Raw genomic sequence first — 26,442 nt, forward strand, 5'->3', positions numbered from 1 at the left:
AGGTGATTTCAACATTGGATTCATGTCGTTAACGAGGGCCGCAGCTCAGATTTCACCGCTTGAATTCCCTGTAGCTGCTGATCAAAAAAAGCGATCACCTTCTCGGCATAAGTCTCTGGATCTGTTTCGTAGCTTTTGACATGTCCCCCGCAATCCGTCAACCACAGCTCAAAGTGCTCTGGGAAGGATTCAGCCATTTTGCGGCTCTCCGAGCAAGGGATCGCCGCATCTCCTTTGCCGTGAATGAACAATACTTTGCGGGGAATCAGCTTGTCAAGGACAGAAATCGGACTTGTTTCGTGCGGCTTCACTCCCGTCAATACCGGAATCGTCGACATCATCACTCGTGTAAAAGGAAAATGAGGCAAATTCGTCCACACCGGTAAATTTTCACGAAGGTAGCTTTTCAAATCACTGAACGGACTATCGGCTACAACTGCGATGACGGCTGGTTCCTCTGCCGCGGACAAGATGGACGTGGAAGCCCCCATTGAAATCCCGTATAGTCCAATGGGTGTGCCTGGATCATGACGTTTGACCCAATCGATCGCACCAAGTAAGTCCAGCTTTTCCTTCGTACCAATCGTAATCGTCTTCCCGCCGGATTCTCCACTGCGTCTAAAATCGAACAATACGACGCGGAAGCCTCGCCGTATGAAGCGCTGACTTAAAGACATGAAGCCCACATTAGGCTCAAGGCGATTGCCGGCATAACCATGGGAGAAAATAATTGTCATTTTCGCCTTGCCATCCAGCGGTTCGAGTACCCAGCCTTTCAAGGCGGTCCTGCCATCCCGGCTGAGAAAATGAATATCTTCGTAGACCATGCCATGCTTATCGGGATGGTCATCGATAGGTTTTCGCGGCTTTTTCGTCATGCGCAGCCCTACGAAGACGGAAATACCGATGGTTGCCACCGCCGCGACAGCGGTGAGCGCTGAAGCCGCGAAAGCAGCGGCTTTTCCTTTCTTGAAGCTGTGAGCATCCGTGCCAATGGAATCTCGTTCGATCATGATGATTCCCCTTTACTTCTTTTCCGTTATTTTACTACAAATTGAATTCACAGGTCGAATTGAGCCGGGTTTCCAGTACGTTAAGATTTCTTTACAGCTTTCACGTGCTGTTCGATGAGAAAATACGGTACCGGAGTCTTTCAAGGGGAAGCCTCCACCCAAGTCAGCTCAATCGCAAACGTTGTAATCATTCGCTTACCGTTTATCTTGTACTCATTTCCGGCAAAAAAACTGCACCTCCATGTTCGTTATGTGTAACGATGGGGGTGCAGTTCACACGGTCTGCAACTGTTTCCAACTTTATATGCAGTTTTCTATTCCGGCAATCAGCTGTTTTGAATGTAAGCCTTCGCCGATCAGCACCACAACCTCCGAAAGCTCTCCCTGCGGCTCGATTGCCATATAGTCCGTCTCACGATAGGCGTACTGAAATAAATACAAGCCTCCGGTCGTGTCTGAAAAACGGACAATCCCTTTTCCCCTGTACACATTCTCTGGGAGACTTCGAATAAACTGATCGAATTTCTCACTGTTCAGCGGCTGCTGCAAATAATGGGTAACCACCATCATATGCTCATGACTGCTGTGGGCATGAGTATGATGACCCTGATCTATGCCGCTTAACTCACCGCTTTCCAACTGCAGCGGGTCAGCATTCTCCCGGTGATTGTGCCATGTCTGACCTTTATCTTCCAGCCACTTAGACAGTTCAATTTCACAGGCGACCGTCTCAATGACCGGCGCTTTCGTCCCTGTTTCCTCGATTAGCTGCATCACCTGATCCTTGTCGCCTGATGACAACAAATCCACTTTGTTCAACAGCAGCAAGCTTGCGCAGCGAATTTGTTCCTTCATTAAGCGATAGGTCCTTCCTTTTCCTTTTGCAGCAAACTCCAGTAGATTTGGACCATCCACAACGGTCATCAACTGCCTCAGCTCCGCAGGCATGTACAGTGAAGCCTCGGTTAAAGCATCGACGATCTCCGTCGGATTGGCTGCACCTGTCGCCTCGATAAGGATCACATCCGGGTCATGCTCATCCACCAGCTGTTTAACAGCCAATGCTGCATCACCGCGCATCGTGCAGCAAATACAGCCGCTGAGCATTTCCTCCATCGGTATTTCAGCGCCAACATAGGCTCCGTCCAAATTGACGTCTCCCAACTCGTTCATAATGACAGCAGGCCGGCGGCCGGCCGATTTATAATATTCAATCATCTTGGTTAAGAGTGTCGTTTTGCCGCTCCCCAGAAAACCACTGAGCACGATAATTGGCACAATCTTTTGATTCATGTCCTTTCCCGCTCCTCGCTTTATTCCATTATGCTTCGGAATCATAGACGAAGTTGTGCGGAATGTCAACGATGAAACAAATACACATGATTTACCCCGTCTGTCTGTTATGTATGGTCCAAGCTAGAAGCTCCAACCTGCCTCGCATGAAGGATTATGTTAATTTTTCTTTTAACCATGCGTACGGCATTCCGTCTCCGATCTCATGCACCCCGTCAAACAAATGAAAATCCAATCGATCCATGGCACTCTGTTCAGTGTAAATCTCCTCTAAAACATGCTTGGCCATATGGACGTGATCCCTTGGAAACAGCGGATCGTGTGAACCGGAATCAATCAGCAGCGGTCTCGGCGCAATAAGTCCAATCAGCTCCGGCATTTCGGCCGCCGTGAGCAGACCCGGCACATAATTGTCGATGCAATGGTTCGTCCTCAAAATGCTTCCAAGGAAGGTGCTCGTGTAGCCGCATATGACAGCCGCGCGGACTCGCTCATCCAGTGCCGCTGTAAACGCGGCTACCATCCCTCCGCCGGAAAAGCCCATGATACCGATTCGCTCCGTATCCACTTCACTGCGGGTAAACAAATAGTCGAGCGTTCTTCTCGCCTCAAACACTCTCAAGCCGGCCAACGTTTTCCCATACATCAGCAAATGAGCGCTGAGAGCAAAGCATGAGTTCGCTTCCCTCGGTCCCTTCACTCGATCTCGATCCAATCTGCGCTGGCCAAAACCGGCCAATTCAGGGACGAACACCACAAATCCTTGACGAACAAGCTGTAACGCAAAATGTTTATGCCCGCTGGGGCGATCGCTTTCGCTGCTGCCATCCTCATTCAAGCCGACGGCCTCATTATGCCCGTACCCGTGCCCGTGACAAGCGAGTACCGCAGGAGCCGGTCCCGATAAATCTGCAGGAATGAGCACATAGGTCCTTATCCGGAGGTTTCGATCCGTCCGGTATTCGACAAGCTCTCTAGCATATTCTCCGCACTCATGCCGCTCAAGCACGGATGCCTCAAGCGGTCCCCCTAGGTCTGGGAAATCGCCTAGCTTCTGCTGCAGCGTCTGCTTAAGAAGATATGCTCTCTCGGCAAATTCCATCGACTGATTCAACAGATGGCCGGTTTTATGCGCTTCATATAAATCTTCCAAATAAGCGTCTAGTACATTCACGACCTGCTCCCCGCTTTCACCGTGTTTTTGTTCATCCTACCTGAGAGAAGCTTGCTTATCAACGGACCGTATACCTAAAATCGGTAAATCTGGCTGTTCCCTGTCCAACTGCATCCAGCCCAACCCGAAGACTTAAGAAACGGCCGAACGTATTATGATGAAAGCCTGACGCGTCGATCACCTTGTCGTACTTCTTCCAGCCTTCACCGGTGTCATAATGCATGGAGACGATATTCCAGTCGTTGCGAATGCAGAGGCGTACCGTTTCAGACTGGAACGGAATCGCTCGGTACGATTTAAAGGTACGAAAATGCCGTATACCCTGCTTGGAAACACCGATTCCAAAGTAAGCCGAATCGTCATAATATAAAATCAGCCTGCCTTCGGCATCTCCTTGTACACAGACTTCAATCTCCACTTCATAAGAAGGATGACCACTCATATAAAGCAGCGGCGAATTGCCATCATTCTCTTCTCTTCCTTCGATCTGGAGCCATCCATCCTGCACAGAATGCCGCTCCCTTCCTCTTCCCTTAACTAGCTGCCAATGGGTACCAAGCTCACCGCCGCGGAAGTTGTCCGACTCTGGCCATCCATGGGCGACTTTATATCCCCCTGGCTTGGGAATCGTCTGATCAGCTCGGACCCCTTCAGGAATGCGGAACCATCCATCTGGTGTCCATTCAACTGGCAGCAGCAGTGTTTGCCTTCCTAGACTATGCAGTCCTTTTTCATAAGCGTGAAACACCATCCACCAATCACCTTCCGGTGTATCCACTAAGCTCCCATGTCCCTGCGACCACCAATTTTCTTGTGCCGATTCGGTTCGTATGATCGGGTTGTGCGGCGAATGCTCCCACGGTCCCCAAGGCGTTCTAGATCGTGAAACTGCCACCATGTGGCTTGTAGGAGGTCCTGCCGTGCCCCCTTGAGCAACGGTTAAATAATAATATCCATCGCGATAGGTCAGCTTCGGTCCTTCCAGACTGAAGGCCTCAACGATCCAGTCTTCTGGATATTTCCATGGTTCGTAAATTTTACGCGCTTCCCCCACCGTAGTGATTCCGTCTTCCTCTAGCTCGATCATATACCCTCCGGACAAGTGCAGGTACCGTTTGCCGTCCGGACCGACCACATGACCGGGATCAATATATTTCGTATGGAGATTTACCGGCTCACTCCATGGGCCGCGCGGATCGTCTGCGGTAATGACCCAATTCGTCCGCTGCGATGGAAAATAAATATAATATTTACCTCCATAATGCACAAAATCCGGAGCCCATACGTCTCCGGTATACTTATGCAAAGCGCTCCCGATCGGCTCCCAATTCACTAAATCGTTGGAATGCCAAATGATAAGTCCAGGAATATACTCATAAGATGTGTGTACCATATAGTAATCTTCATTCACGCGAATGATCGAAGGATCTGCGTAATTCCCCCTTATTATAGGGTTGAGGAACGTTCCGTCTCCAAGATCCCCGCTGCGCATTCGATTATTTTCCATATTGTACCTCCAATTTGGTGGGGACCCTGGCTGCTCCCCTTTGGTCCGTCACCAGTTCGATGAACATCGTGACAGCGCGGTTGCTGACACCGCGTTCGGCGTATCTCTATATAATAAACAAGCTCGAAATAGGTCTTTAGGCGTTCCTTCCATAATATCCACGAGTGACATCCCGTACCAGCCTGCAGATCTCCCCTTAAATTACATGGGAGCAGCCGGTCCACAGATCAGACCATGGAGCTTTGCAGCTTTCATCCCAATTGTAAAATGATGTTTCATTACGTCGCATCCTTTTCCATTTTCCCCCGGTAGAGCCATTGTGCTTCCTTATCTTGCCCGGATCTACCGTCAATCACGAATTCAGTAAATCCTCACGCAGCGGATAAAATGTATCCAGCAGCCGGCTTTCCTCCAACGCCGTTACGCCGTGCTTGACATTTCCTGGGATGACGATCGTCTCCCCTGCCGTCACGATCGTAGGCACCCCATTCAAACGAAATTCCAGCCTCCCTTGCAAACAATAGCTTAACTGTTCATGCGGATGGCTGTGCTCGTATCCTTCCGCCCCCGGCTCAAAATGTACTTCCATCAACATCAAATGATGGCCTGGGGGGAATATTTTTCTTTTCACCCCGGGTTCTGCATCCATCCACTTGCCCACACTCATTTTGAATCCTCCTCTTCAATGGGTTCGTGCTGCACCAGCCAAGGCACCAGCAGCTGTGCGAGCATCACCGCAAATAAAATCCATGGCAGAAGCGGTGTGTCCAAATCCGTGGAGCACACCATAAATACGATCACCCCGATCGCCCTTCCCGCATTAATGACCGATTCACGAAGGACGATCGATTCAATTCGAAAATGGCGCTTCAAGGGCAGCATACCGATCCACCGATAATAATGAGCCGTATAGGCGTTGGCCTGCACGGGTTTAAATAAAGATTGGATGCACATAAACGTGATGACCGACCAAAGCGCCACCTGCCACAGCAGAACCGAGGAAGAAACGAGCAGCCCGGCTCCGGCAATCCATAGGTACAATCCAGTCTTCGCAACGGATGCCGTACGTGACAGAACATAGCTGACCACAACAGAAATCGCCATAAAACATACATTCATATAACCAACAAACGATTCATCCGGAAATACTTGAAACAGGATGATTTGAGGAAGATATAACAAAATCCCTTGGGGCAGTCCCACAATAAGCCATCCCAACAGCGTTTTAAGAAAATAGGTGTTCTTCCTCAGCATCATCGGCAGGTAGTTCAAATAATATTTACGATGATGGTCTTCGGCCTTCGTCATTTTGAAACTGCCCAGTGTAGCCAATGCATACATCACAAAGGACAACAGAAATACCGTCACGTAACCAGAAAGCTCGCTCGATCTGCTGATAATCCATCCGGCAGCAGCCGGTCCACCCAGCATCGCCAAATTGGTCACAATCGTATTCAGTCCCAAATAGCGATGCCGATTTTCGTCATTAGAGACGTCATACATCAGCGTAAAGTAGCCCAGCCAATAAAAAGCGGTCGATATGCCTTTCAGCAGGGCAAAAACGATAAAATATTTTACGATCTGTTCTTGTACGATCAAAATGCCCAAGTAGAATATCGCTGTAAGGAAAATGCCCGAGCGGTACGCCATGAGACGGTCTTTCTGCTTGGCGACCTTTCCAATCCAAATTGTTGCTAGCGGCGCTACTAGAAGTGAAATGAGCGTATACGCTCCGTTGAGCGCCAAGTCTTCGGTCAGCCGCCATAAATATAGATTGACAAAAACCATGGACATCGCACTGCCAAACTGAAATGCACAATGAATCCAAAGCGAAGTGACAGCTTGTTGTGATAATTTAATATGTGCAGGTCTCGATTTCGTCCGTTGTAGAAGCAATATTATCCCTCGGTTCTTGGAAGCATCTGATAAAAACTTGCTGCATCGTACTGGAGGGGGTTCTCTTGGACTCCAGCCAGTCTTGAGCACAGCTCTCTGATAAGCAGTGCCTGTGTTCCCGCATTCATGTCCCCTTCACGCAGGCCGAGCCCAAGATGTACCGGCTCAGGCATGTCCGGATAGTACTCTCCTTTTTTCACCTGTGCGACATTGGGGGCAGTAGGAGAATGCTCCTTCTCCCTGGAAAATCCTCCATCAGGGCGCTTCAGCTCTTCCATGTTTCGGATCGTGATGCCGATAATCTCCATCAGCTCTTCCTGCGCTATGTTTTTCTGGATATACGACAGCAGATGAATCGGATTGCGAATGTAGCACATATCCGCTGCTTCCTCTGTTCTCAAACCTCTTAATATACTTTGATACATCTCATCTATTCTTGGCATAGGTGCCCTAAACCTGGAGTAAAAGGTATGCAGCTTGAACGTACCGGAAATTCGGACGTATAGGCTGCCGTCCCCCCACAATCCCGTCTCAGGGTCTTGAATGTCTGCAAACCATGCCAGTGCCCTTTCCGCATATTCCTGCCGCTTCGCTTCCGGAAGCTGTACAAAATATACGCTCGTACTAGCCAGGCGATCACAGCCGCGCCAGCTGTTGCTTAAGTTGATACTGGCTAAATGCCGAATATAGGAGTCGGCACTTTCCATAAATTCGGGTGCCTTGTCTTCTTGAGGCAGCGGATACAGCGGGGCAGCGCCCAATTGCTTCAAGGAACGAAGACAGTATCCCATCGCTCTGGCTACCATCACCTCATCCTTGCGCATCGCCGGGTTTTCATCGATGAAGAAGCCGGTTGCCGGATCCTGTTTCTGCTGAAAAAAGTGAACAAGACCGCTTCGTACCTTCACCGGCATGTCCGGAAGCAAGCCGCTCCGCTCAATAATACTCAGCGCTTGAGCAGTCGACTCAATATCCGGTTTTGAACCTTCCATCTCTCTCGAGCTTTGAGCGTAATAGAATCCTCCAGACACTGCATCATACTGGTTGGCCAACCATTCATAAAATCGATCGAACAACGGATCGAACCGCCTGATCAAATGCTGCAATTCCCCTCTATCGTTATCCATATGGTTCTCCCCCTTGATTCATTACCCTTTTATGGAACCGAGCAGTGCTCCTTTGGCAAAATACTTTTGCAGGAATGGATATACACATAACACGGGTACGGTAGCTACCACGATCGTGGCCATTTTCACGGTCTGTTCCGGAGGCGGCACATAATCGTCACTAAAGCCCGATGAGTCGACACTGATGCCGCTGGCCATAATAACGATTTGTCTTAGCAAAATCTGAATCGGCCATTTGGCAGAATCGTTCAAGTATAAAATCGCACTCATGTAGGAGTTCCAATACGTTACGGCATAGAACAGCGATATCGTTGCAATCGCGGGCATCGATAACGGTATAACGATGCGGAATAAAATACCGAAATCGTTGCATCCGTCTATTTTCGCCGACTCTTCTAAGCCTTCGGGCAGATTTTGAAAGAAGTTTCTCAAGATAATCATATTGAACGCGCTGATGCTGGACGGAATAATTAAAGCCCAGTACGAATCAATTAATCCTAAAGTTTTTACGACGATAAACGTTGGAATCATTCCGCCGGTAAACAGCATCGTGAAAACAACTAAAAACATGATGAAATTGCGGCCGTCGATGTCCCTTCTAGACAATCCATAGGCCATAAGACAAGTGAGCAGCATACTAAAGGCGGTTCCCACTAAAGTGATGCCGATTGATACAATCAAAGACCGGAATATGGTATTCGTCGAGAAAATATATCGGTACGCATCCAGCGACCAATCCGTTGGAATAAGTACAAACGGCTTTTGAGCCAATTCCTGTACTGTGGTGAAAGAGCCGGCAACGACATGGACAAATGGCAGCAAAGTGACCAGTCCAATGATCGTCAGCAGCGTATAGTTGGTGATATCGAACAAGCGGCTCCCCAGGCTGCGATCTTTAACCATAGCAAGTTCCTCCTCGTGTAGTCCTATCTAGTGGCAGTTGTCTGCCGTTGTTTTTTAATAAATTCCTTCTTCTCCAAACTTTTTGGACAGCCAATTGGCCAGCATGACGAGGACTAAACCGACGAACGATTTGAAAAATCCGACCGCTGTACTAAAGCTGTATTGGCCCTGCCGCAAACCAGCCGTGTAGACGTACGTGTCAAATATTTCTGCAACCTCTCTGTTCATCGAATTCAGAAGCAAATAAACATGCTCGAAGCTCAGCTCCATAATGTCGCCGATTTTCAAAATGAGCAGCACGATAATGACGCTGCGAATCGCTGGCAATGTGATGTGCCACATTTGACGGAACCTGCCCGCCCCGTCCATTCGAGCTGCTTCATACAGCTGCGGGTCGATGGCTGCGATGGCTGCCAAATAAATAATTGTTCCCCATCCCGCTTCCCTCCAGATGACTTGGATGACGTACATCGGACGGAACCAATCCGGGTTGAGCAGGAAATTCACTTTATTGAAACCGAAGTAAACCAGCAGTTCATTAATAATCCCTCCATCCATCGTCAGCATAACGAAGGAGATGGAAACGACAATGACCCATGACATAAAATGCGGAATGTATACCAGGGTCTGTATGGTTCGCTGGAAAAATACTTTGCGCACTTCATTCAGCATGAGAGCTAATATGATAGGGACTGGAAAATAAAACAATACGTTAATAAAGAATAAAATCAAAGTGTTTTTGAAGATGGTCCAGAACATATCCTCCGTAAACAACCGGTGAAAGTGCTCGAAGCCCACCCATTCACTGCCGAGTACGCCCTTATAGGGCTGATAATCTTGAAAGGAAATAATGAGTCCCCACATTGGGATATATTTGAATACTAGAAAATACAGCAATCCGGGAAGAATCATGAAATAAATATATTTATTTTTGATCAGCCTTCTCATCAGCGTGGAGTTGTTCGTTTTTTTCGGCGGAGAAAGCTGGCGTTCCGTGATCGCATTGGACATAACGAATGACTTCCTTTCTTGGTGAGATGCGTTCTCCTTCTGAAGATTGGAGCTCGTATGAGAGAAGATAGGCTGTGGATGATCCGACAGCCTATCACTGGATATTCGTTCTTCACACGATTCGATTGATTAGAAGCATGAATTATTTCGACGCGTTATAGGCAGCGTTATATTCTTCGATGATCTTGTCTCCGCCGCCATCCTTCCAATTATCAACGGCTTTATTGAAGCCTTCCTCATCAATCGCACCGAGGATATATTGGTATGTTGCATCGATAATTAACTCTTGAAGTCTTGCTCCTCTTTCATTGTACGTTGGTGAATCAAGCGGAGCGGTAGGGTCGTGAATCAAGAAGTCGTTTGCTTCAATGATCTTGGCTTCCGCTTTTGCCTTGATTTCATAAGGGAAGTGTCCGCCCAGCATATCAATCGTGCTTTCACCGCCGATGGCCAAGGCTTCAAATGGCTTCACTTCGCGCTCTTTCTTTGCTGAATCCTCGGAAGCTTTTGCTTTGCCGTCCACTACTTCATAGTGCTCGCCTTCGACACCCCATTTGATGAGGTTCGCATTTTCCGGTCTCATCAGTTCATTGAAGAAGGATAAAATTTGCTTCAGCTCATCTTCCGTTTCAACGGCCGATTTCGGGAACATTACCATGTTGCCGTAACCTGGAATGGCCCAAATACCTGGCTGGCCGTCCGGTCCAAGAATACGGTTTTCAACATCGAACTGTGCATCCGGATTGATTTCGATCGTTTTGTCGCGCAGGCTCAGTACGTCACCAATCGAACCGATATACATACCCGCTTTGCCTGTATAGATCATATCCTGCTGATCTGTCTTACTTGTAACCGGGAAGTCCTGGTTGATAAGTCCTTCATCGTACAGCTTTTTGAAGAAATCGAGCGTATCCATATAGCCTGGGTGCATGAATTCTGGAAGCAGCTGTCCATCCAGTTCACCCCAGCCATTCGGTGTATCGAAATACGATGAAACCGTTTTAAATGCGCCGTACACTAAATCGGAGCGGTCTGCCAGTCCAATCGTGTCGTCAAGACCGTTTCCGTCTGGGTCTTCTTCTTTAAATTTCTTCATCATTTGATACAGATCGTCCGGTGTTTGAGGCGGCTGCGTAATACCTAACTTGTCCGCCCAGTCTTTTCTCCAAATAACCCCTTGTCTCGATAAAGGACGTTCTTGGTACAACGAGTAAACTTTTCCGTCAACCATCGTATTTCTCAATACATCCGGATTTAAGTTTTTCAAAAATTCATAGTCCTGTAAGTAAGGGCCGACTTCCCAAAATTGATCGTCGCGCATTGCATCTTTAAATTGTGCGAATGTTGTCTGATTCTTCATGTATACCGCCTGAGGCAAGCTTCCCGTAGCAAAGGCCGCATTCAGCTTTTCCTCGTAGCTTCCATCCGGCACCCATTGGAATGTGAGCTCCGTGTTTGTTCTTTCTTCCAGGATTTTTTCAATCTTGTCCGAAGGAACGTCTGGCGTATGGAGGTTAGCCATGATCGTCAATTCGAAAGGTTCCTTCTCTTCTTGGTTACTGCCTTGAGAATTGTTTGTCGAATCCGAGCCTTCGGTGTTACTTTCGTTGCTGCCGCCGTTACCATTGCCATTACCGCATCCTGCCGCGATCGTGAACAACAGTACCGCTGTCAAAAGCAGCATCAACATTTTTTTTCCGGTTGCTTTTGTCATGCGTGAAAGACCTCCTCATATATTTAATTCGCTTACATGCTCATCGTAAAACGTGCAGGTCCATTCCGTATACAATCATCATCTCACTCTTGAGCAAACCCTTGCATATCAAAGGTTAAGCTCGATTCATCTGAGTAATTGATTATCCATGTTATCGCCATGTATCAAAATAAAAAACGACAGCTGTTCAGCTGCCGCAGTAAGAAAGAATGACTGTGCTCGGTCAAAGTGAAGAAGGATTCTTCCAGTTGTGATAGGCCTCGTTGTATTCTTGAATGATTTGTTCGCCGCCAGCTTTTCGCCATCTTTCGACTTCTTCCCGGAACCCTTCTTCGTCTATGCTGCCGATCATAAATTGATAGGTCGCATCGGTTATCATTTTATGAAGCTCTGGCCCCCGTTCCTCCTCGGTCGGGGAATCGAGGTACATCATCGGGTCTCCCACGATAAACAATTCATTGTCTACGTAAAGTTTCTCAGCGAGTGCAAGCAAAGGCTCCCGGTTACCCATCGGCATAATATTCGGATTGCTTCGATCCGCAATCATTAAGGTATACAGGGTGTTGACCTCTACGGTTCTCAGTTCGCTCATCTCATCCGTCATATATATCTTGCCGTCTTTCACCACATGGTGGCGTCCTTCAAAGCCGTAACGCATTAAATTGCTAATATCCGCATCCATCGTGCGATCAAAAAAAGCCAATGCCTGCCTGAGCTCATCTTCCGTCTCAAGAGATTCCTTTGAGAACAAATACAATCCGCTATGGTTCGGAATAGACCATACATGATAGCCGCTAGGTCCTTTAATCCGATTGATGAGTGTAAATTCCGCATCGGGGTTGATTTTCTTCGCTTCATCCGCAAGCCGTTCCGCATCGGACATACTTCCAATATAAACGCCCGCCTCTCCATTGATCAGTCTCGACCTCTGCAGCTGCTTGCTGGCCACAGCAAAATCGCTGTTGATCAGCTGCTCCTCGTACAGCTTTCTCATGAACCTCATCGTCTCCATATAAGCTTCTGTAGCAAATTCAGGTATAAACTGCTCCCCATCATAGGTCCAGTTGTTCGGCGTTCCAAAGTAAGAGCCTACCGTTTTGAACGCTCCGAAGATTAAATCGCTTCGGTCCGTCAATCCGAAGGTGTCATCTTTACCGTTACCGTCCGGATCACCATACGTAAACTGCTTTAAGACCTCATACAGTTCTTCTATCGTACCCGGCAGCGGAAGTCCCAATGCGTCCAGCCAATCTTTACGAATAATAACCCCCTGTCTGGAGGAAGGACGTTCTGTATATAATCCATAAACTTTCGAATCCACTGCCGTCTGCATTAATATTTCTTGATTTAAATGCCTTAAATTCGGATAATCCTTTAAATAGGGGCCGATCTCCCAAAACAATCCTGAACGTATTGCACCTTTCGTATACATATAATCCGTTTGCTTGACATAAGTGACATCTAAGAGGGAGTCTGTAGCAATCGCGGTATTTAATTTTTCCAAATAAATTTCGTTAAGCACCCATTCGATCTCTAGATCTGTATTTGTTCCCTCTTCAATCGCTGCAACAATTTCTTTATCAGGTAAATAGGGTGCATGCAGCGGGGCCATAATCGTGAGCTTATGGTCGAGAATCTGATCCTCCCCTTGTTTTTGTTTGCCGCACGCGCTAAGCATGGTGATGCAAATCAGACACATGAGCCAAATCCTGAAAGAGCCAGGCTTTCTAAGAGCAGTTCTCACTTCGACCTCACCCTTTTCCAATAATTACATGCGACTTCTGTACTGATACTCTATTATATACTATAATAATATAACAGAAAACGCTTACACATATGTTTTGTTCCCTTATTTTCCTCAGGTGGTGGATTATGGGTATTAACAGCTTTTACAAAAAGATGATTGCTTTCGCTTGTATTTTATGTACGCTGCCCGTGATCTTTATCGGCACATTCTCGTACATTCAATCTTCCAATGAAATTCAGGATCAAGTCGGCCGAAGCAAGCTCCAGCTATTGAAGCAAACGAACTCGAATGTCGAGCAAATTTTAAAAACGGTGAATCATTCTACGGATCAGCTGATTATGTCGACGCTTATCGAAACCGCACTAAAACGTCAGCTGGATGCTGTCGATTTTCAGTTATATAACGATTTAAGAAGCGAGCTGAGCAATCTGCAAGCTTTTGATACAAAAGTAGAAGATGTAATCCTGCTGAATACAGATCAAAACTGGATCATGAAAAATTCCGGACTGTACAGACTGGATCAATACGAATACCAAGAGCCCTTGCAGACGCTGTTTTCACTGCCCGAAAACAGCAGCTGGACCGTTCTGCCCAGCAAGTGGTTCTATATCGGGGAAACGGTCAAGTCTATCAATTGCGATTATGTCGTCAGTCTCGTGAAGAAGCTGCCGGCACTGAATGTCAATAAATATGGCCTGGCGATCGCCAATATTCCGGTATGCGGTATTACCGATCTGCTGCAAAACAGCGCGGATGAATATACGATTATTCTTGATGACCAGTCTCGCATTCTCGCACATTGGAATCCGGAATTGATCGGTAAAAGTCTGACGGAAGCCGGATATGCCACACAGGAGATTCAATTTTCAGAGAAAGGCGGGCAGTTCAAAGTAACGCTGGACGACCGCCCCTTCACGGTCAACTATATTACATCGCAGTATAATGGTTGGACATATTTGTCATACACCTCTATTAATGCCTTAACGGAACAATCTAAAAAAATCGGTATCTATACGGCAGGCATGTGTATTCTCCTTGTGCTGGTATTTCTTGTCATTGCATGGCTCGGGTCCAAAAAAATGTATACGCCGATCCAGAATTTGATGCGCAAGCTGGCCGATAAGCTGCCGGATACGAATGTGAAAAAAACGAATGAGTTTCAAATTATCGACGAGCAGATGCAGCGTCTGTTTCAATCGCAATCGGCATTGGAATTGGAAGTGCAGCAGCATTTGCAGCAGGTGCGAACCTTTTTCTTGTTCAACTTATATCATGGAAAGCTAAAAAAGGCGGAGATTCAAGAAAAATTTGAGCTTTTCGGCTATGCCGAATACGCTTCAAGCTGGAACTACAAAGCGGTGCTCACGATACAAATCGACGCGTTGGAAAGTACACGTTATGAGAAGAAGGATGCGGAGCTGCTCCTGTTCGCGATCAACAATATGATGGAGGAGATCATCCCGCAGGATCAGCGTGTAAACCCGGTCATTATCAGTGAAACTCAAGTCACACTCGTTGGAAGCGATACTGAATCGCTGACCGATTTCCAAAATTTTATTTACAAGCTTACCGAGCGGATACAGCAGACGATCCAGCAGCTGCTTGAGCTTCAGATCAGCATCGGCATCAGCCTTCCATTCGAAACCTTAAAAAATGCATCGATCGCATACCGCGAAGGCCTTGAAGCTTTAAAGCATCGTCTTAAGCTCGGATCCGGCGTGATCATTCCTTACGAAAATATCAACTCCGGCAGGCATTTCCTTCATATGAAATATCCAAAATCCATTGAAGCTGATATGCTCGATGCGATCAAGCTTGCAGAGGAAGAAAAAGCGAAGGAACTGCTGCATGAATTTTTAGAAGCGCTCTTTGCTGCCGAGCTATCGCCGCAGGAATATCAAATTCCTCTGATCCGGCTGCTTAACAGCTTTCTGCTGGTCATTCAGGAATCGAGCATCAGCCTCAGCTTGTATACGGATATCAAAGGTTCGCTGTATGAGGAGCTGCTTGTGCTGCATACGACACAAGAGATCGAGCATTGGTTTTTCCACCGCATTGTTCAGCCGATGATTCAGACATTCCGCGACCGCCGAGATTCACAGTACCAGAACATTTCGGAGAAAATGATCGATATTATTCATCAGGAATATTCGTCGGACCTCACGATCGAAAAATGCGCCTCGATGCTGCACTATAACGCCAACTATTTGAGCAGCGTTTTCCGTAAAGAAACGAATATGACATTCAGCGAATATTTAACCGCATACCGGTTTAATAAAGCAAAGGAATGGCTTGTTTCCACAGACAAAACGGTAAAGGACATCGCAGAACAGCTGCATTACAACAACTCCCAGAACTTCATCCGTTCCTTTCGAAAGCTGGAAGGCATTACTCCGGGACAATATCGTGAAAAATATAAGCAGTGAAACTGCCCTCTTTCAGATCGATGCTCATGCATCGATTTTTTTCTTTTCAATATTTTTACAAAACATTTGCAATATCATAACATGCCGTTTATATTCGATCCTTATGCTAAAGAAAGCAGAAAAATTCACAGCATGACACGCTCTTTCGCTCTGCGAGCCATATAACCTTGAAGGAGTTGGTAATGATGCCTTTCGGTAATATCGGAATTGGCGGGCTGGTGCTGATATTGATTATTGCATTAATCATCTTCGGTCCATCCAAGCTGCCTGAACTAGGACGTGCATTCGGACGGACATTAAGTGAATTTAAGAACGGAACTAAGGAATTGTTGGGGGACTCTGACAGCAAAGAGCGCTTAGATGACCACACGAAGAAAGAACCGGTCCAAAACGCTGCAGAGCAAAAACAAGCTTAAACGAATTGAGTGATCCATATGGCTGAAATCGACATGCGTATGATAGAGCATCTGCAGGAGCTGCGAAAAAGATTAATGATTACATTCATAACATTCATCGTCGCTTTTGCCGCAGCATTTCTATACGTGAAGGATCTATACCGACTACTGGCCAAAGACGTTCCTCAGCAGCTGGCTATTCTAGGTCCGTCTGATGTCATCTGGGTGTACATTATGATCGCCGGTGTATTCGCCATTGCGGCAACGATCCCCGTCGCTTCTTATCAAACCTGGAGGTTCGTTCAGCCAGCACTAACCCCTGTCGAGCAAAGAGCAGCATTAGCTTACATACCCGCTCTCTCCATCCTTTTTATTGTTGGCCTCGCTTTCGGATACTTTGTCATTTTTCCGATGGTGCTGCAATTTTTAAACGAGATGGCGGAAGACAATTTTCTTACCTTTTATACGGCTGAGAAATATTTTAGATTTATGCTGCATATGACGGTTCCCTTCGGCATCTTATTCGAAATGCCAGCCGTCGTTATGTTCCTGACCAAGATCGGAATCCTGAATCCATTGAAATTGTCGCGAATGCGAAAAATGGCTTACTTCTTATTAGTCATTATCGCCGTGACCATTACCCCGCCGGATATTGTCTCCGATATCCTCGTCATCGTCCCTCTCTTCATCCTTTATGAAATCAGTATCACACTGTCCAAATGGGTGTATCGAAAACAGTTAAAGACGGATTCCGACGAAGCTGCCTCCTATTTCTAGAGGCAGCTTTTTTCTTTGCCGCCGCCCCATCTGTTATTATTTTCCTTTTGCCAATTGCTTTCCTTGCGTTATGATGAAACATGCACAAGGTTTGTTGAAGAAACCTTAACTTGTCATCCGATGCGCTTGTAACATTTTTATCTGCTGCATCGTCCGTAATATGACAATAAGAAAATGCGAAACTTAAGGAACTGATGGATGAGGAGGAACCCCTGTGTACCAAAAACACAAACGAATTGCAGCAGCACTTGCACTTGCCGCGCTTCTAACCGTAGGTGCAGGTTGCAGCATGAATGATAACGCGAACAGCCTTGACAATGGTAATGAATCGGCCCAAGGGAATCAAAATGAGAATCAGCCGTCCCCCATCGTTGAAAATTCAACTGGCGAGGATGCCTCAAGCGATAACAACGCAGGGCAAATCGAAGAAGAACCCGATGAGAAGGCTCCTTCCGAGAACGAATCGGAAACGGACTCTAACGGCGGCGGTTCATCCGGTCATCCGGGTACCGGCGGCGTAGAACAGCAAATTCAAGTCGCCTCGGAGCCGGAATCCGTTGCAGTGCTCGTCAATAAGCAATCGATGCTGCCGGATGACTATGAACCGGATGATTTAGTCTACCCTGATGTCCCTTTTATTTTTGATGAAATGCTGGATAAGCGTAAAATGCGCAAAGAAGCCGCTGAAGCGCTTGAAAGCATGTTTGCGGCTGCCGAGCAGGACGGCATCTATTTAGCCGGAGTCTCCGGATATCGCTCAAGAGCAACCCAGGAATCGCTCTATAACAATTATGTAGCCCGTGACGGCAAGGAAGCTGCAGACATGTACAGCGCCCAGCCTGGGCACAGCGAGCATCAAACCGGATTGGCAATGGATGTTTCCGGCAGTACCGGTCAATGTGCGGCACAGGATTGCTTTGGAGACACCGAGGAGGCCAAATGGCTCGCAGATCATGCGCACGAGCATGGCTTTATTATTCGCTATCCGCTCGGCAAAGAGGAGATCACCGGCTATCAATATGAGCCTTGGCATCTTCGCTACGTCGGCGAGGATATCGCAGCGGACATTTATGAACAGCAAATCACATTGGAAGAGTATTTGGGCGAAGCGGTTCCTGTAGATCACGCCGGATCGTAATTTCGGGGTGCCGATGAGAGAAGGGGGCTGTCCCAAAAGTAATGTCTACAGTCGTAGTCGAACTTTCTTGGCTGTTTGGGCTCCTATCTGGTTCCGGTTGCTGTTGAATGTGGATGCTCGGATTGAATTTATAAGGTTACCATCCACATTCAACGGCAAACGCTAACGCTCCTTCACCAGATACGAGACCCTTTGCTCAGATTTCGACTTGGCCTTACGACATAAACTAAAAAGGGACACCCCTTTTTTTAAAAAATAGAAACGCAAAAAAACCGTTTCTTGGTAAAATGGAAGCACCACACTGACCATTTACAAAAGGAACGGTTTCTTTGTATATCGAATATAGCTAGATCCTTTACAAGCTTCGCCTCCACCAATCTTTCACATAAGCAAAGGAGATCGTCCCTCTTCTTCTGCTTATTCCGCAAGCGGAGGTGTCACCCGGAACCAATCCGCGTCGGCATAACCGCCCTTCTCGCCTTCCCCTGCATGCAGGGCGAACAGTCCCATCTTGGCTCCGACCCAGTGCCCTTCTACTGCCTTGAACACCGGTGCCTGAACCGAATTATACGAATCGCCGTCCAAGCTGTACGCAAAGGTACATCCGGCTTGTTTATCTACCGTTACACGCAGATACAATGCTCCGCTTCCAACCTCAAGCCGCCATTTTTCCTGTTCTTGCTCCGCATTTCCATCCGCTTGAACGAGCACCCACTGCGTGGCCCCGTGCTGGGAGACCTCTCTTACGAGGGCTAAATACGCATAGCTGTAGCCGAATACAATGATGCCAGCGCGATCTCCTTCCACAAGCCCGTTCCCGTCCAGCTTCATCGTTGCTGAGAAGGTGTCTGCAGGAAATTTCTGCAGCAGCAGATGCGGCGCTTCGTAAATCGTTTTTGCTTCGTGCGGCTTTGCTTGAGCATTCAGACGCAGATCGCTGCTCCCTGCCCCAAGCTCGTACCATTCCTTCTTCGGGTTAGCCTGCCACTGCCACTGCAATCCAAGCTCAGCAGCATCAAATTCATCGGAAGCAGCTGGAGTCTCCACAGGATAGTTTTTGCCCACATCCGGCTTGCGATAGCGCATCACTGGCTCGCCAATGCCGTCTCCGTTACGGTCTTCCCCCATCACGGGCCAGTCGTTCTCCCAATGCATCGGCTGCAGATGAACAATTCTCCCGTAAGCATCTTTATCCTGGAAATGCATAAACCAAGACTCACCCGATTCAAGCTCGACCCATCCGCCTTGGTGCGGTCCATTCACCGGAGAATCACCCTGATGAAGCACGATACGGTCCTCATAAGGACCGAAGACGGACTTCGATCTTAAAATCGTCTGCCACCCGGTTGCGACTCCTCCAGCAGGCGCAAATATATAATAATAGCCGCCTCGCTTGTACATCTTCGGCCCTTCCATCGTGGGATGATGCTCTGTTCCATCATAGATGATCTGGCCTTCGTCCAGCAGCCTGCTTCCATCAGGCGCCATTCGGCACATTCTTAATATATGCTTGATGCCTGCTCTGCTTCTCGCGAAGGCATGCACCAAGTAAGCCTGACCATCGTCATCCCAGAATGGACACGGATCGATCAGTCCTTTCCCCTCCTGTACTAAGTGCGGCCCCGACCATTGGCCAGCAGGGTCTTCAGCTGTACACATCATAATGCCGACATCAGGATCACCGTAAAAAATCCAATACTTGCCTGCATGATAACGAATCGAAGGCGCCCATACTCCATTTCCGTGCTGCGGACGTTCATATCCTTCAAGCGGCATCCGTTGAATAGCATGGTTGATAATCCGCCAGTTGATCAAATCTTTGGAATGCAGAATCGGCAGTCCCGGTATGTGACCGAAGCTCGAAGCCGTCATATAGAAATCATCCCCGACCCGAATCACATCCGGATCTGAATAGTCGGCATGCAGCACCGGATTGATGAAGGTTCCGTCTCCTTGATCAGAGACCCAAGGCTCTCGTCTCGTCATTTTTTCTATCGATTCCATAGGTTGCCCTCCTATCGTGTTAAAAAGCAAAATTATAAAGACATGCCCATATCGGAAGGTGAATCAATCCATATGTAGTGACAACATTCATTCCCCTTAAGACAAGGCGGTATATTCAAACCAATCAAAATCAGCAGCATTACTGCTCAGCTCGCCGCATGCGCTCGCAAACAGCCCGATATAAGTCCCTGTAAACCCTCCCGCAACATCTGAGCTCAGTATCGTGCCATCCACTCTCTCCGCGAGGGGGTTCCATGCTTCAGCTTCGGTACCATAGTAGAAGCTGTAGCTCTGTCCCCACGCTTCAACCTTCAAATACAGCTTCTTCTGCCAACCCTGCACGCCTTCCAGGCGCTCTTCTGCCATTATCGTTTCTTCTCCGCCCCGCCGCTGGATCAAACGAAGGATCGGCTGATTCAGCGCACTCGTGACCTCCATTCGGTATTGGTAGTCGCTGTTTTGAAGCAGTACCAATCCGGCGGTCTCGTGCGGTGCCTGCGGCTCGAACTCCATCACCGTACGAACAGCAAAGTCCATATGCTGCTGTCTTCTGCCGATAAAGCTTGGATTGGCGAGGTCCGTTACGCGCTCTGGTTTTAGCCGCAGTCTCAAATATCCAGGACGCTCGCTGAGAGACCAGAATTCCCCTCTCGGTGTACGAATAAAACTCCAAATATCACCAAGCCGCTCCGATTCAAAATGGTCGCAGCTCGGCTGTGAAGGCCAGTGGTGCTCAGGAAGATCAGGCCCTTCCATCTCAAGCTCCACTATTCCTCTGCCCGGATTTACGACCGGCCAGCCGTTCTCCCATACGAAGGGAACGAGGAAAGTTTCCCTTCCAAGATTTCGGTAATAGCCTCCGTATGGCCTTGATCCCAGACAAACCATCCACCATTCTCCGGTTTGGGTCTGCACCATATCCGCATGTCCAACATTCACGATAGGAACGTTCCGCCCCAAATGGCGGTGGGTCAAAATCGGATTTTGCTTGCAGTTCTCGTATGGACCCGTCAGTTCGGCGCTGCGCGCGATCGTCACCGAATGGGTATGCCCTGTCCCGCCTTCCGCGATCATTAAATAGTACATGCCGTCTATTTTATACAGGTGCGGTCCTTCTTGAGCGTGAATTTGCTTCAATGCGCCGTCCCACAGACTGTACTTCGGACCGACCAGCTTACCCTGCCGTACATCGAGCTCCTGCAGCCAAATTTCCATATGCTTCGGATACTGCTGCCCTGCTGGTGGCTGGCGGTTAGCCATGCAGTAGCACCTGCCGTCATCATCAAAGAACAAAGAAGGGTCGATACCCGGTGCATCCGGTAGCCATATCGGATCAGACCAATCCCCCGCCGGATCCTCCGCGGTCACATAGAAGTTCCTTCTCGCCCCGGTGGCGCTTTCAACAAAGGTGGTAATCATATAAAACGTGCCTTCATGATAACGGATTGTCGCCGCATAAATTCCTTTCGAGCAAGGGGTTCCGTCCAAGTTCAGCTGCTCCGGACGATCCAGCACATGACCGATTTGCCGCCAATGAACCAGATCCTTGCTGTGGAAAATAGGCACTCCCGGAAAGTATTCAAAGGAAGACGTCACCAGGTAGTAGTCATCCCCGGCACGACAAATCGAAGGATCGGGATAAAATCCAGGGATAATCGGATTTCGAAACTGAGCCAAAACATCTACCTCCGTCCATATTCCAATAATTTTTCTTTCACATCGTCATAAAAAAATGCTGAATTCGTTTTCATTGTATCGTACGATTTGGATAAAATCTTCACAGAATCATGCTTTTTTGACAAGAAACATTGCTTTTCTTGCTCTATCGGCTGCGAAGTAAGACGAACATGACCGTCTCAAGTCATAGTGAAGCATCGAATTTAGGGCATGTCCCATGAGCCATGAGATTTCCGTTTACACCAACCAGATGAAAAGCAAAGAGGACGCCTTTTATTCAGGCGCCCTCGGGCGGATCATATTCAAATGCAGCCTATCTCGCGCGTCCACACTGATGGCAAAAGCGTTTGCCCGGAAATACAGGATGTCCGCAATGCGGGCACTGTTCACTGCGCTCCATATGCTGCATTTGCTGTTCGAACAGCTCTTCCTGCATCAGTGGATCGTCTTCATAGTTCGGAGGCTCCAGCATCGGCCATATTTTTGTGTCCTGTACCTCTAGCTTCGTGCCCATCGGATGTCCGCATTCCGCACAAAAATTAACGCCTCGCACATTGATTTGTCCGCAGGATGCGCATTTAGCCAAATGCTTCAGCTCGCGAATGCGTTCTTCGAGTGCTTCCTTCTCGGTAATTTTCCGATCGAGCTCCTGTTTTAAATCCACACACGCTCCGGGCAAGGATCCCTTCTCCCCTTTGCTCATATGCTGATACAGGGCATCGCCCATATACATGAACAAACGGCTGATTTCCTTCTGCTTCGTCTTAATTTGCATTTTGATGCGGTTGATCTCTACCGTTTCCTGCGCTTTCTTGCCCGCTCCGCGCGCGCCTTTTTTTATCTTATCAAAGAAATTGGTCACCTTCGGTTCCTCCTCTCTTTTGTACCATTTCTAGACACCGCCGATGCAAAATGCAGCCGGATAGCTTTTAATCTATTACATAGCATTCGATTTACTTGTCGATTTTTTGGCCCGCGTATTGATGAACGAAACGATAAATAAGATCAGAAAGACGACCATGATGATAGAGGATAATCGGTACATCATGACATAGCTCGTACCGGATGCAATGATGCCCAGCACCATAGCTCCTACCGCAATGCCAAAGTCTAAAGAGTTCAAGAACAGTCCGTTCGCGACGCCCCGCTTCTCAGGGCTTACCTTCTGAATCATCCAAGCCTGCAGAGAAGGCTGAATGAATCCGTATCCTGCACCGTAGCATATCGCAGCAGCTGCAAGTACGGACATTTCTGTTGCTAAGGACAACAATACCAAACCGGCGATCGTAAGCGCCGCGCCTGGAAGAAGTACGGCTTTAGGGCCTATTTTATCGAACATTTTTCCCGAAAAGGGTCTGACGATGATGATTGCAATGGCATTGATCAGGAAAAATGCCCCTACGCCCGACAAATGCACCTCTTCCCCAAATAAAGCCATAAAGCTAATAATTCCACCATACGTGACGGCTAACAAGAAATTCAAAAGCGCCGGCAAAAACAGAGCCCGCTTGACGCTGCCTTGAGGCTGTTCTACCTCACGTACCGACTTCTCGGGACCATGATGATTCGAGGCGGATTTACGGACGAGATAGGCGAGCGGGAAAATCACCGCAATCATCACAACAGCGACGGTCGTCAGCACTTGGAAATTGTAATGCTCCAACAAAAAAAGACCGACAAGAGGCCCTAGCGACATCGATATGCTGGTAGACAGTCCAAAATAGCCCATTCCCTCTCCCATCCGTTTCGCCGGTATAACATCCGAAGCCATCGTCGGAAAGACGGTGCTGGACAATCCAAAGCCGATACCGAAAATCATCCTCATGAACAAAAGCAGCAGCATTCCGCCGGTGATGTAATAACCCGTCGTTGCCAACCAAGCAATAATTAATCCGGCGAATAAGATCACGCTCCGGTGACCCTTGCCGATGGCTCGCCCAGCGTACAGTCTGGCCGCGATTGCGGATAGAGCGAACAAGCTGGTAAATAAGCTCACCATCATATCGCTTGCGTTATACTGCTCCCGAATATAGCCTGGATTTGAAGTAATAATCATTTGAAGCGTAAAAAACAATAACAAATTGCATCCGATCAAAATCAAGTATGGCTTGTTCCAAAGTTTCTCTTGCTGACTCATTTCTCCACCCATTCTATTTATATATGTTGTTTTGATGATCCTAATCCGGGCAACAGCAGGCTATATATTCCGCTCACTTAAGGCATTGACTGCAAGCAGCTGCATGATATTGTTTTCCATCGGCGGATTGTGCAGTCCCGCACGAACATCGCGGTAATAACGCTCTAGCGGCAAGGTCTTGGACAAACTGGCGCCGCCGACAATCCGCATCGCGATATCAACCACTCGAATGGCCGCATTCGTCGCAGCGTATTTCGCCAGACCCAGGTCTGGTCTCATCTGCTCTTTATGCTGCGTCTGTCGATCATAGCGGTCCGCTGTACTGTACAGAAAATTCCTTGCGATCCGAAGCTCGGCTTCCATCTGTCCGATGGATTGCTGAACCGTGGGCAGCTCTGCGATCGATCCAGACAGGCTGTTCGGCCGGTAGGACCCAGCAAAGTCCAATGCGAAATCCCTCGCGGCCCGGGCAATGCCGATATAGCATGCGGGTATATGCAGCAGCCAGCCCCCTGCGTCCTCTCTCCCCTCAGGGATTTGAGCGTCTATTCGTGCATCGCTTGAAACGAAAACATGATCTAAGACGACATCATGACTGCCTGTCGCGCGCATGCCTAGCGTGTTCCATGTCTCCTCGATCGAGACACCCTTTCCTTTAAACACAAGAAATTCAGAGACACGTTCTTCCTCCGGCACATAAGCACTCACTACGAATCGGTCGACAATGGGAGAAGCTGTGCTGAACGTCTTCCTTCCCGTAATCAACCATCCGCCTTCTGTTCTGACCGCCGTCGTCTCCGGCTTCCCGCCGCGGCTCGGACTCCCTGATGCGGGTTCGCTGGCAAAGGAATTGAAGACTATCCCATCTGAGACAATATCTTTGCAAAGCTGCTCATACAAAGCGCGCGGCCATTTGCCCGTCGCATTCAAATGCATCACTAATCCGATATGCCATCCCACGGCCAAAGCCGTTGAACCATCGCCGTAAGCGAGCCTATCCTGCAGAAGCACCAGCTCATACAATGAAATTTCATCTCCGCCGAGCTCTGCCGGCACCGTCAGCTTCAAATATCCTGCTTGTTTCAGATCTCCAAAATGATCAAACGGAAAAGACCCTTCCCGATCATGTTTCGCGGATCTTTCCGCGAACCGATCAGCCAAACGTTCGGCCATCGCGGCCAATTCGCTTTCCCTATCGTTTCGAATATATGGATCGGTCGATTGCTTCAATATTTGCCTCCTCCTCACGTGCACACTCTTCCTTGCTCCTATGGAGTTCTTAAACAGCAGCCTCGTATATAAAGAATGTATTATGCCCCAACCGTGTATCTATCATTATACTATGGCTGATACGCGATTGAAATGCCGAGGACGCTATCTCAGGCGTGCCAATACCCTCCATCCAGAACTTGCCATACCTGCACATATCACATATCATCAAATTAATTAAAGGAGGAGAACGCCATGGGTACGATCATTTGCTTGCCTGAATTCAATTCAGCTCAGCAAGCACGCATCCGCGAGTCAGCACAGGGTTGGAATGTGATCTTCGCACGCCCTCAGCAGCTCGATGAGGGAACATTCGGCGAAGCCGAAATCATATGCGGTTGGTCCCGATCCGCGGAGAAGGAAGCTTTGGCGGCTGAATCCAAGCTTCGTTGGGTACAGTCCTGGTCGGCGGGTGTGGATAAGCTGCCGCTCGATGCTCTTCAGCGAAAAGGCGTATATATAACGGACGCAAGCGGTGTGCATCCGGTTCAAATGACCGAGACCGTGTTTGCGATGATGCTTGCCTTTACTCGGAATGTGCACTTTTCCGTTCGAAGACAGCAGAGCGTAAAGTGGGATAAATCCGCAACCTACAGCGAACTGAGGCATCAATCGCTTGGCATCGTCGGTGCCGGAGAAATTGGCGTGGAAGTGGCGCGCATTGGCAAAGCATTCGGAATGAAAACGTTGGGCGTCCGCCGTTCGGGACAGAAGCAGCCCTATGTTGACCAAATGTTTGACATGAACGGAATGGAACAAGTACTGATGCAAAGCGACTTTGTCGTCAATATTTTGCCGCTTACCGAAGAAACTCAAAATCTGTTTAGGGAAGAACAATTTGCACTGATGAAGAAAACCGCTTATTTCATTAATGTTGGCCGTGGACCCAGCGTCCATACAGCAGCACTCACCGCAGCGCTTCAATCCGGTCAAATTGCCGGAGCCGGACTCGATGTCACCGATCCTGAACCGCTGCCGGAAGGACATCCGCTGTGGAAAATGGACAATGTCATCATTACACCGCATATTGGCGGGTTATCCGAGCATTATCATGAACGGGCGACCGATATCTTCATCGAAAACCTGCAGGCTTATATCCAAAACCGCATCCCTTCCCGCAATGTAGTTGATTACGATAAGAAATATTAGGAAGGCGAGCTGGTTCATCAAAGGAAGGGCTGCCCGAATGGGCAGCCTTACGTCATATCATCAATGTCTATTAGACTTTAAATTG

The 26,442-nt window shown here is 48.2% G+C and carries 21 protein-coding genes; 5 read left to right on the top strand and 16 right to left on the bottom strand.

All coding sequences use genetic code 11. The annotated features are described in order from the left end of the window. Nucleotides 1–20: 20 nt before the first annotated feature. From ACFPXP_RS01775 to ACFPXP_RS01825, 11 genes are all read right to left on the bottom strand, one after another. Nucleotides 21–1,013, bottom strand: coding sequence for an alpha/beta hydrolase (locus ACFPXP_RS01775; RefSeq protein ID WP_379891807.1), 993 nt, complete (start codon nt 1,011–1,013; stop codon nt 21–23). A gap of 300 nt (nt 1,014–1,313) precedes the next feature. Beyond that, entirely contained in the window at nt 1,314–2,306 is a 993-nt protein-coding gene (locus tag ACFPXP_RS01780; protein WP_379891809.1) for a CobW family GTP-binding protein, read from the bottom strand. 154 nt (nt 2,307–2,460) lie between these two features. Further along, the gene (locus tag ACFPXP_RS01785; RefSeq protein WP_379891811.1) at nt 2,461–3,480 is read right to left on the bottom strand and encodes a dienelactone hydrolase family protein; all 1,020 of its coding nucleotides are present in this window, start codon (nt 3,478–3,480) and stop codon (nt 2,461–2,463) included. 58 nt (nt 3,481–3,538) lie between these two features. Beyond that, on the bottom strand, nt 3,539–4,987 hold the full coding sequence (locus tag ACFPXP_RS01790; protein WP_379891813.1) for a family 43 glycosylhydrolase: 1,449 nt from the start codon (nt 4,985–4,987) through the stop codon (nt 3,539–3,541). Between the two features lie 352 nt (nt 4,988–5,339). After that, nucleotides 5,340–5,654 (bottom strand): cupin domain-containing protein, encoded by a 315-nt coding sequence (locus ACFPXP_RS01795; protein WP_379891815.1) that lies wholly within the window; start codon nt 5,652–5,654, stop codon nt 5,340–5,342. Beyond that, complete coding sequence (locus ACFPXP_RS01800) at nt 5,651–6,883, bottom strand: MFS transporter (protein WP_379891817.1); 1,233 nt, start codon at nt 6,881–6,883, stop codon at nt 5,651–5,653. The genes ACFPXP_RS01795 and ACFPXP_RS01800 overlap by 4 nt, the downstream gene beginning before the upstream one ends. A gap of 2 nt (nt 6,884–6,885) precedes the next feature. After that, entirely contained in the window at nt 6,886–8,010 is a 1,125-nt protein-coding gene (locus ACFPXP_RS01805; RefSeq protein WP_379891819.1) for a hypothetical protein, read from the bottom strand. 21 nt (nt 8,011–8,031) lie between these two features. After that, nucleotides 8,032–8,913, bottom strand: a complete 882-nt coding sequence (locus ACFPXP_RS01810; protein WP_379891821.1) for a carbohydrate ABC transporter permease — start codon at nt 8,911–8,913, stop codon at nt 8,032–8,034. A 54-nt stretch (nt 8,914–8,967) separates the two neighbouring features. Continuing rightward, nucleotides 8,968–9,924 (bottom strand): ABC transporter permease, encoded by a 957-nt coding sequence (locus ACFPXP_RS01815; protein ID WP_379891823.1) that lies wholly within the window; start codon nt 9,922–9,924, stop codon nt 8,968–8,970. 142 nt (nt 9,925–10,066) lie between these two features. Continuing rightward, nucleotides 10,067–11,638 (bottom strand): extracellular solute-binding protein, encoded by a 1,572-nt coding sequence (locus ACFPXP_RS01820; protein WP_379891825.1) that lies wholly within the window; start codon nt 11,636–11,638, stop codon nt 10,067–10,069. A 223-nt stretch (nt 11,639–11,861) separates the two neighbouring features. Then, nucleotides 11,862–13,337 (bottom strand): extracellular solute-binding protein, encoded by a 1,476-nt coding sequence (locus ACFPXP_RS01825; protein ID WP_379891827.1) that lies wholly within the window; start codon nt 13,335–13,337, stop codon nt 11,862–11,864. Between the two features lie 173 nt (nt 13,338–13,510). Here ACFPXP_RS01825 and ACFPXP_RS01830 point away from each other — a divergent pair, with 173 nt between their 5' ends. From ACFPXP_RS01830 to ACFPXP_RS01845, 4 genes are all read left to right on the top strand, one after another. Next, nucleotides 13,511–15,811 carry an AraC family transcriptional regulator gene (locus tag ACFPXP_RS01830; RefSeq protein WP_379891829.1) on the top strand — a complete coding sequence of 767 codons (2,301 nt, stop codon included), beginning with the start codon at nt 13,511–13,513 and terminating at the stop codon, nt 15,809–15,811. A 185-nt stretch (nt 15,812–15,996) separates the two neighbouring features. Next, nucleotides 15,997–16,227, top strand: a complete 231-nt coding sequence (gene tatA / locus ACFPXP_RS01835; RefSeq protein ID WP_379891993.1) for a twin-arginine translocase TatA/TatE family subunit — start codon at nt 15,997–15,999, stop codon at nt 16,225–16,227. An 18-nt stretch (nt 16,228–16,245) separates the two neighbouring features. Next, the gene (gene tatC / locus ACFPXP_RS01840) at nt 16,246–16,983 is read left to right on the top strand and encodes a twin-arginine translocase subunit TatC (protein ID WP_379891831.1); all 738 of its coding nucleotides are present in this window, start codon (nt 16,246–16,248) and stop codon (nt 16,981–16,983) included. Nucleotides 16,984–17,197: 214 nt separating this feature from the next. After that, nucleotides 17,198–18,121, top strand: coding sequence for a M15 family metallopeptidase (locus ACFPXP_RS01845; RefSeq protein WP_379891833.1), 924 nt, complete (start codon nt 17,198–17,200; stop codon nt 18,119–18,121). 417 nt (nt 18,122–18,538) lie between these two features. Here the strand turns inward: ACFPXP_RS01845 and ACFPXP_RS01850 are convergent, their stop codons facing one another. From ACFPXP_RS01850 to ACFPXP_RS01870, 5 genes are all read right to left on the bottom strand, one after another. Then, nucleotides 18,539–20,125 (bottom strand): glycoside hydrolase family 43 protein, encoded by a 1,587-nt coding sequence (locus ACFPXP_RS01850; protein ID WP_379891835.1) that lies wholly within the window; start codon nt 20,123–20,125, stop codon nt 18,539–18,541. Between the two features lie 96 nt (nt 20,126–20,221). Beyond that, nucleotides 20,222–21,802, bottom strand: a complete 1,581-nt coding sequence (locus ACFPXP_RS01855) for a glycoside hydrolase family 43 protein (protein ID WP_379891837.1) — start codon at nt 21,800–21,802, stop codon at nt 20,222–20,224. Between the two features lie 313 nt (nt 21,803–22,115). Next, nucleotides 22,116–22,664 (bottom strand): double zinc ribbon domain-containing protein, encoded by a 549-nt coding sequence (locus ACFPXP_RS01860; protein WP_379891838.1) that lies wholly within the window; start codon nt 22,662–22,664, stop codon nt 22,116–22,118. A gap of 75 nt (nt 22,665–22,739) precedes the next feature. Next, nucleotides 22,740–23,939, bottom strand: coding sequence for an MFS transporter (locus tag ACFPXP_RS01865; protein WP_379891839.1), 1,200 nt, complete (start codon nt 23,937–23,939; stop codon nt 22,740–22,742). A 60-nt stretch (nt 23,940–23,999) separates the two neighbouring features. Beyond that, on the bottom strand, nt 24,000–25,172 hold the full coding sequence (locus tag ACFPXP_RS01870) for an acyl-CoA dehydrogenase family protein (RefSeq protein ID WP_379891995.1): 1,173 nt from the start codon (nt 25,170–25,172) through the stop codon (nt 24,000–24,002). A gap of 231 nt (nt 25,173–25,403) precedes the next feature. Between ACFPXP_RS01870 and ACFPXP_RS01875 the strand changes: the two genes are divergently transcribed. Then, complete coding sequence (locus tag ACFPXP_RS01875) at nt 25,404–26,357, top strand: D-2-hydroxyacid dehydrogenase (RefSeq protein WP_379891841.1); 954 nt, start codon at nt 25,404–25,406, stop codon at nt 26,355–26,357. Nucleotides 26,358–26,442: the final 85 nt, after the last annotated feature.

Source organism: Marinicrinis lubricantis (assembly GCF_042658665.1).
GTDB classification, from domain to species: Bacteria; Bacillota; Bacilli; order Paenibacillales; family KCTC-33676; genus Marinicrinis; species Marinicrinis lubricantis.

What these genes read in the sequence shown, in the direction of transcription:
- ACFPXP_RS01775 (WP_379891807.1), bottom strand. Translation starts at nt 1,013, where the DNA reads ATGATCGAACGAGATTCCATTGGCACGGATGCTCACAGCTTCAAGAAA.
- ACFPXP_RS01780 (WP_379891809.1), bottom strand. Translation starts at nt 2,306, where the DNA reads ATGAATCAAAAGATTGTGCCAATTATCGTGCTCAGTGGTTTTCTGGGG.
- ACFPXP_RS01790 (WP_379891813.1), bottom strand. Translation starts at nt 4,987, where the DNA reads ATGGAAAATAATCGAATGCGCAGCGGGGATCTTGGAGACGGAACGTTC.
- ACFPXP_RS01795 (WP_379891815.1), bottom strand. Translation starts at nt 5,654, where the DNA reads ATGAGTGTGGGCAAGTGGATGGATGCAGAACCCGGGGTGAAAAGAAAA.
- ACFPXP_RS01805 (WP_379891819.1), bottom strand. Translation starts at nt 8,010, where the DNA reads ATGGATAACGATAGAGGGGAATTGCAGCATTTGATCAGGCGGTTCGAT.
- ACFPXP_RS01810 (WP_379891821.1), bottom strand. Translation starts at nt 8,913, where the DNA reads ATGGTTAAAGATCGCAGCCTGGGGAGCCGCTTGTTCGATATCACCAAC.
- ACFPXP_RS01815 (WP_379891823.1), bottom strand. Translation starts at nt 9,924, where the DNA reads ATGTCCAATGCGATCACGGAACGCCAGCTTTCTCCGCCGAAAAAAACG.
- ACFPXP_RS01820 (WP_379891825.1), bottom strand. Translation starts at nt 11,638, where the DNA reads ATGACAAAAGCAACCGGAAAAAAAATGTTGATGCTGCTTTTGACAGCG.
- ACFPXP_RS01825 (WP_379891827.1), bottom strand. Translation starts at nt 13,337, where the DNA reads ATGTGTCTGATTTGCATCACCATGCTTAGCGCGTGCGGCAAACAAAAA.
- ACFPXP_RS01830 (WP_379891829.1), top strand. Translation starts at nt 13,511, where the DNA reads ATGGGTATTAACAGCTTTTACAAAAAGATGATTGCTTTCGCTTGTATT.
- tatA (WP_379891993.1), top strand. Translation starts at nt 15,997, where the DNA reads ATGCCTTTCGGTAATATCGGAATTGGCGGGCTGGTGCTGATATTGATT.
- tatC (WP_379891831.1), top strand. Translation starts at nt 16,246, where the DNA reads ATGGCTGAAATCGACATGCGTATGATAGAGCATCTGCAGGAGCTGCGA.
- ACFPXP_RS01850 (WP_379891835.1), bottom strand. Translation starts at nt 20,125, where the DNA reads ATGGAATCGATAGAAAAAATGACGAGACGAGAGCCTTGGGTCTCTGAT.
- ACFPXP_RS01865 (WP_379891839.1), bottom strand. Translation starts at nt 23,939, where the DNA reads ATGAGTCAGCAAGAGAAACTTTGGAACAAGCCATACTTGATTTTGATC.
- ACFPXP_RS01875 (WP_379891841.1), top strand. Translation starts at nt 25,404, where the DNA reads ATGGGTACGATCATTTGCTTGCCTGAATTCAATTCAGCTCAGCAAGCA.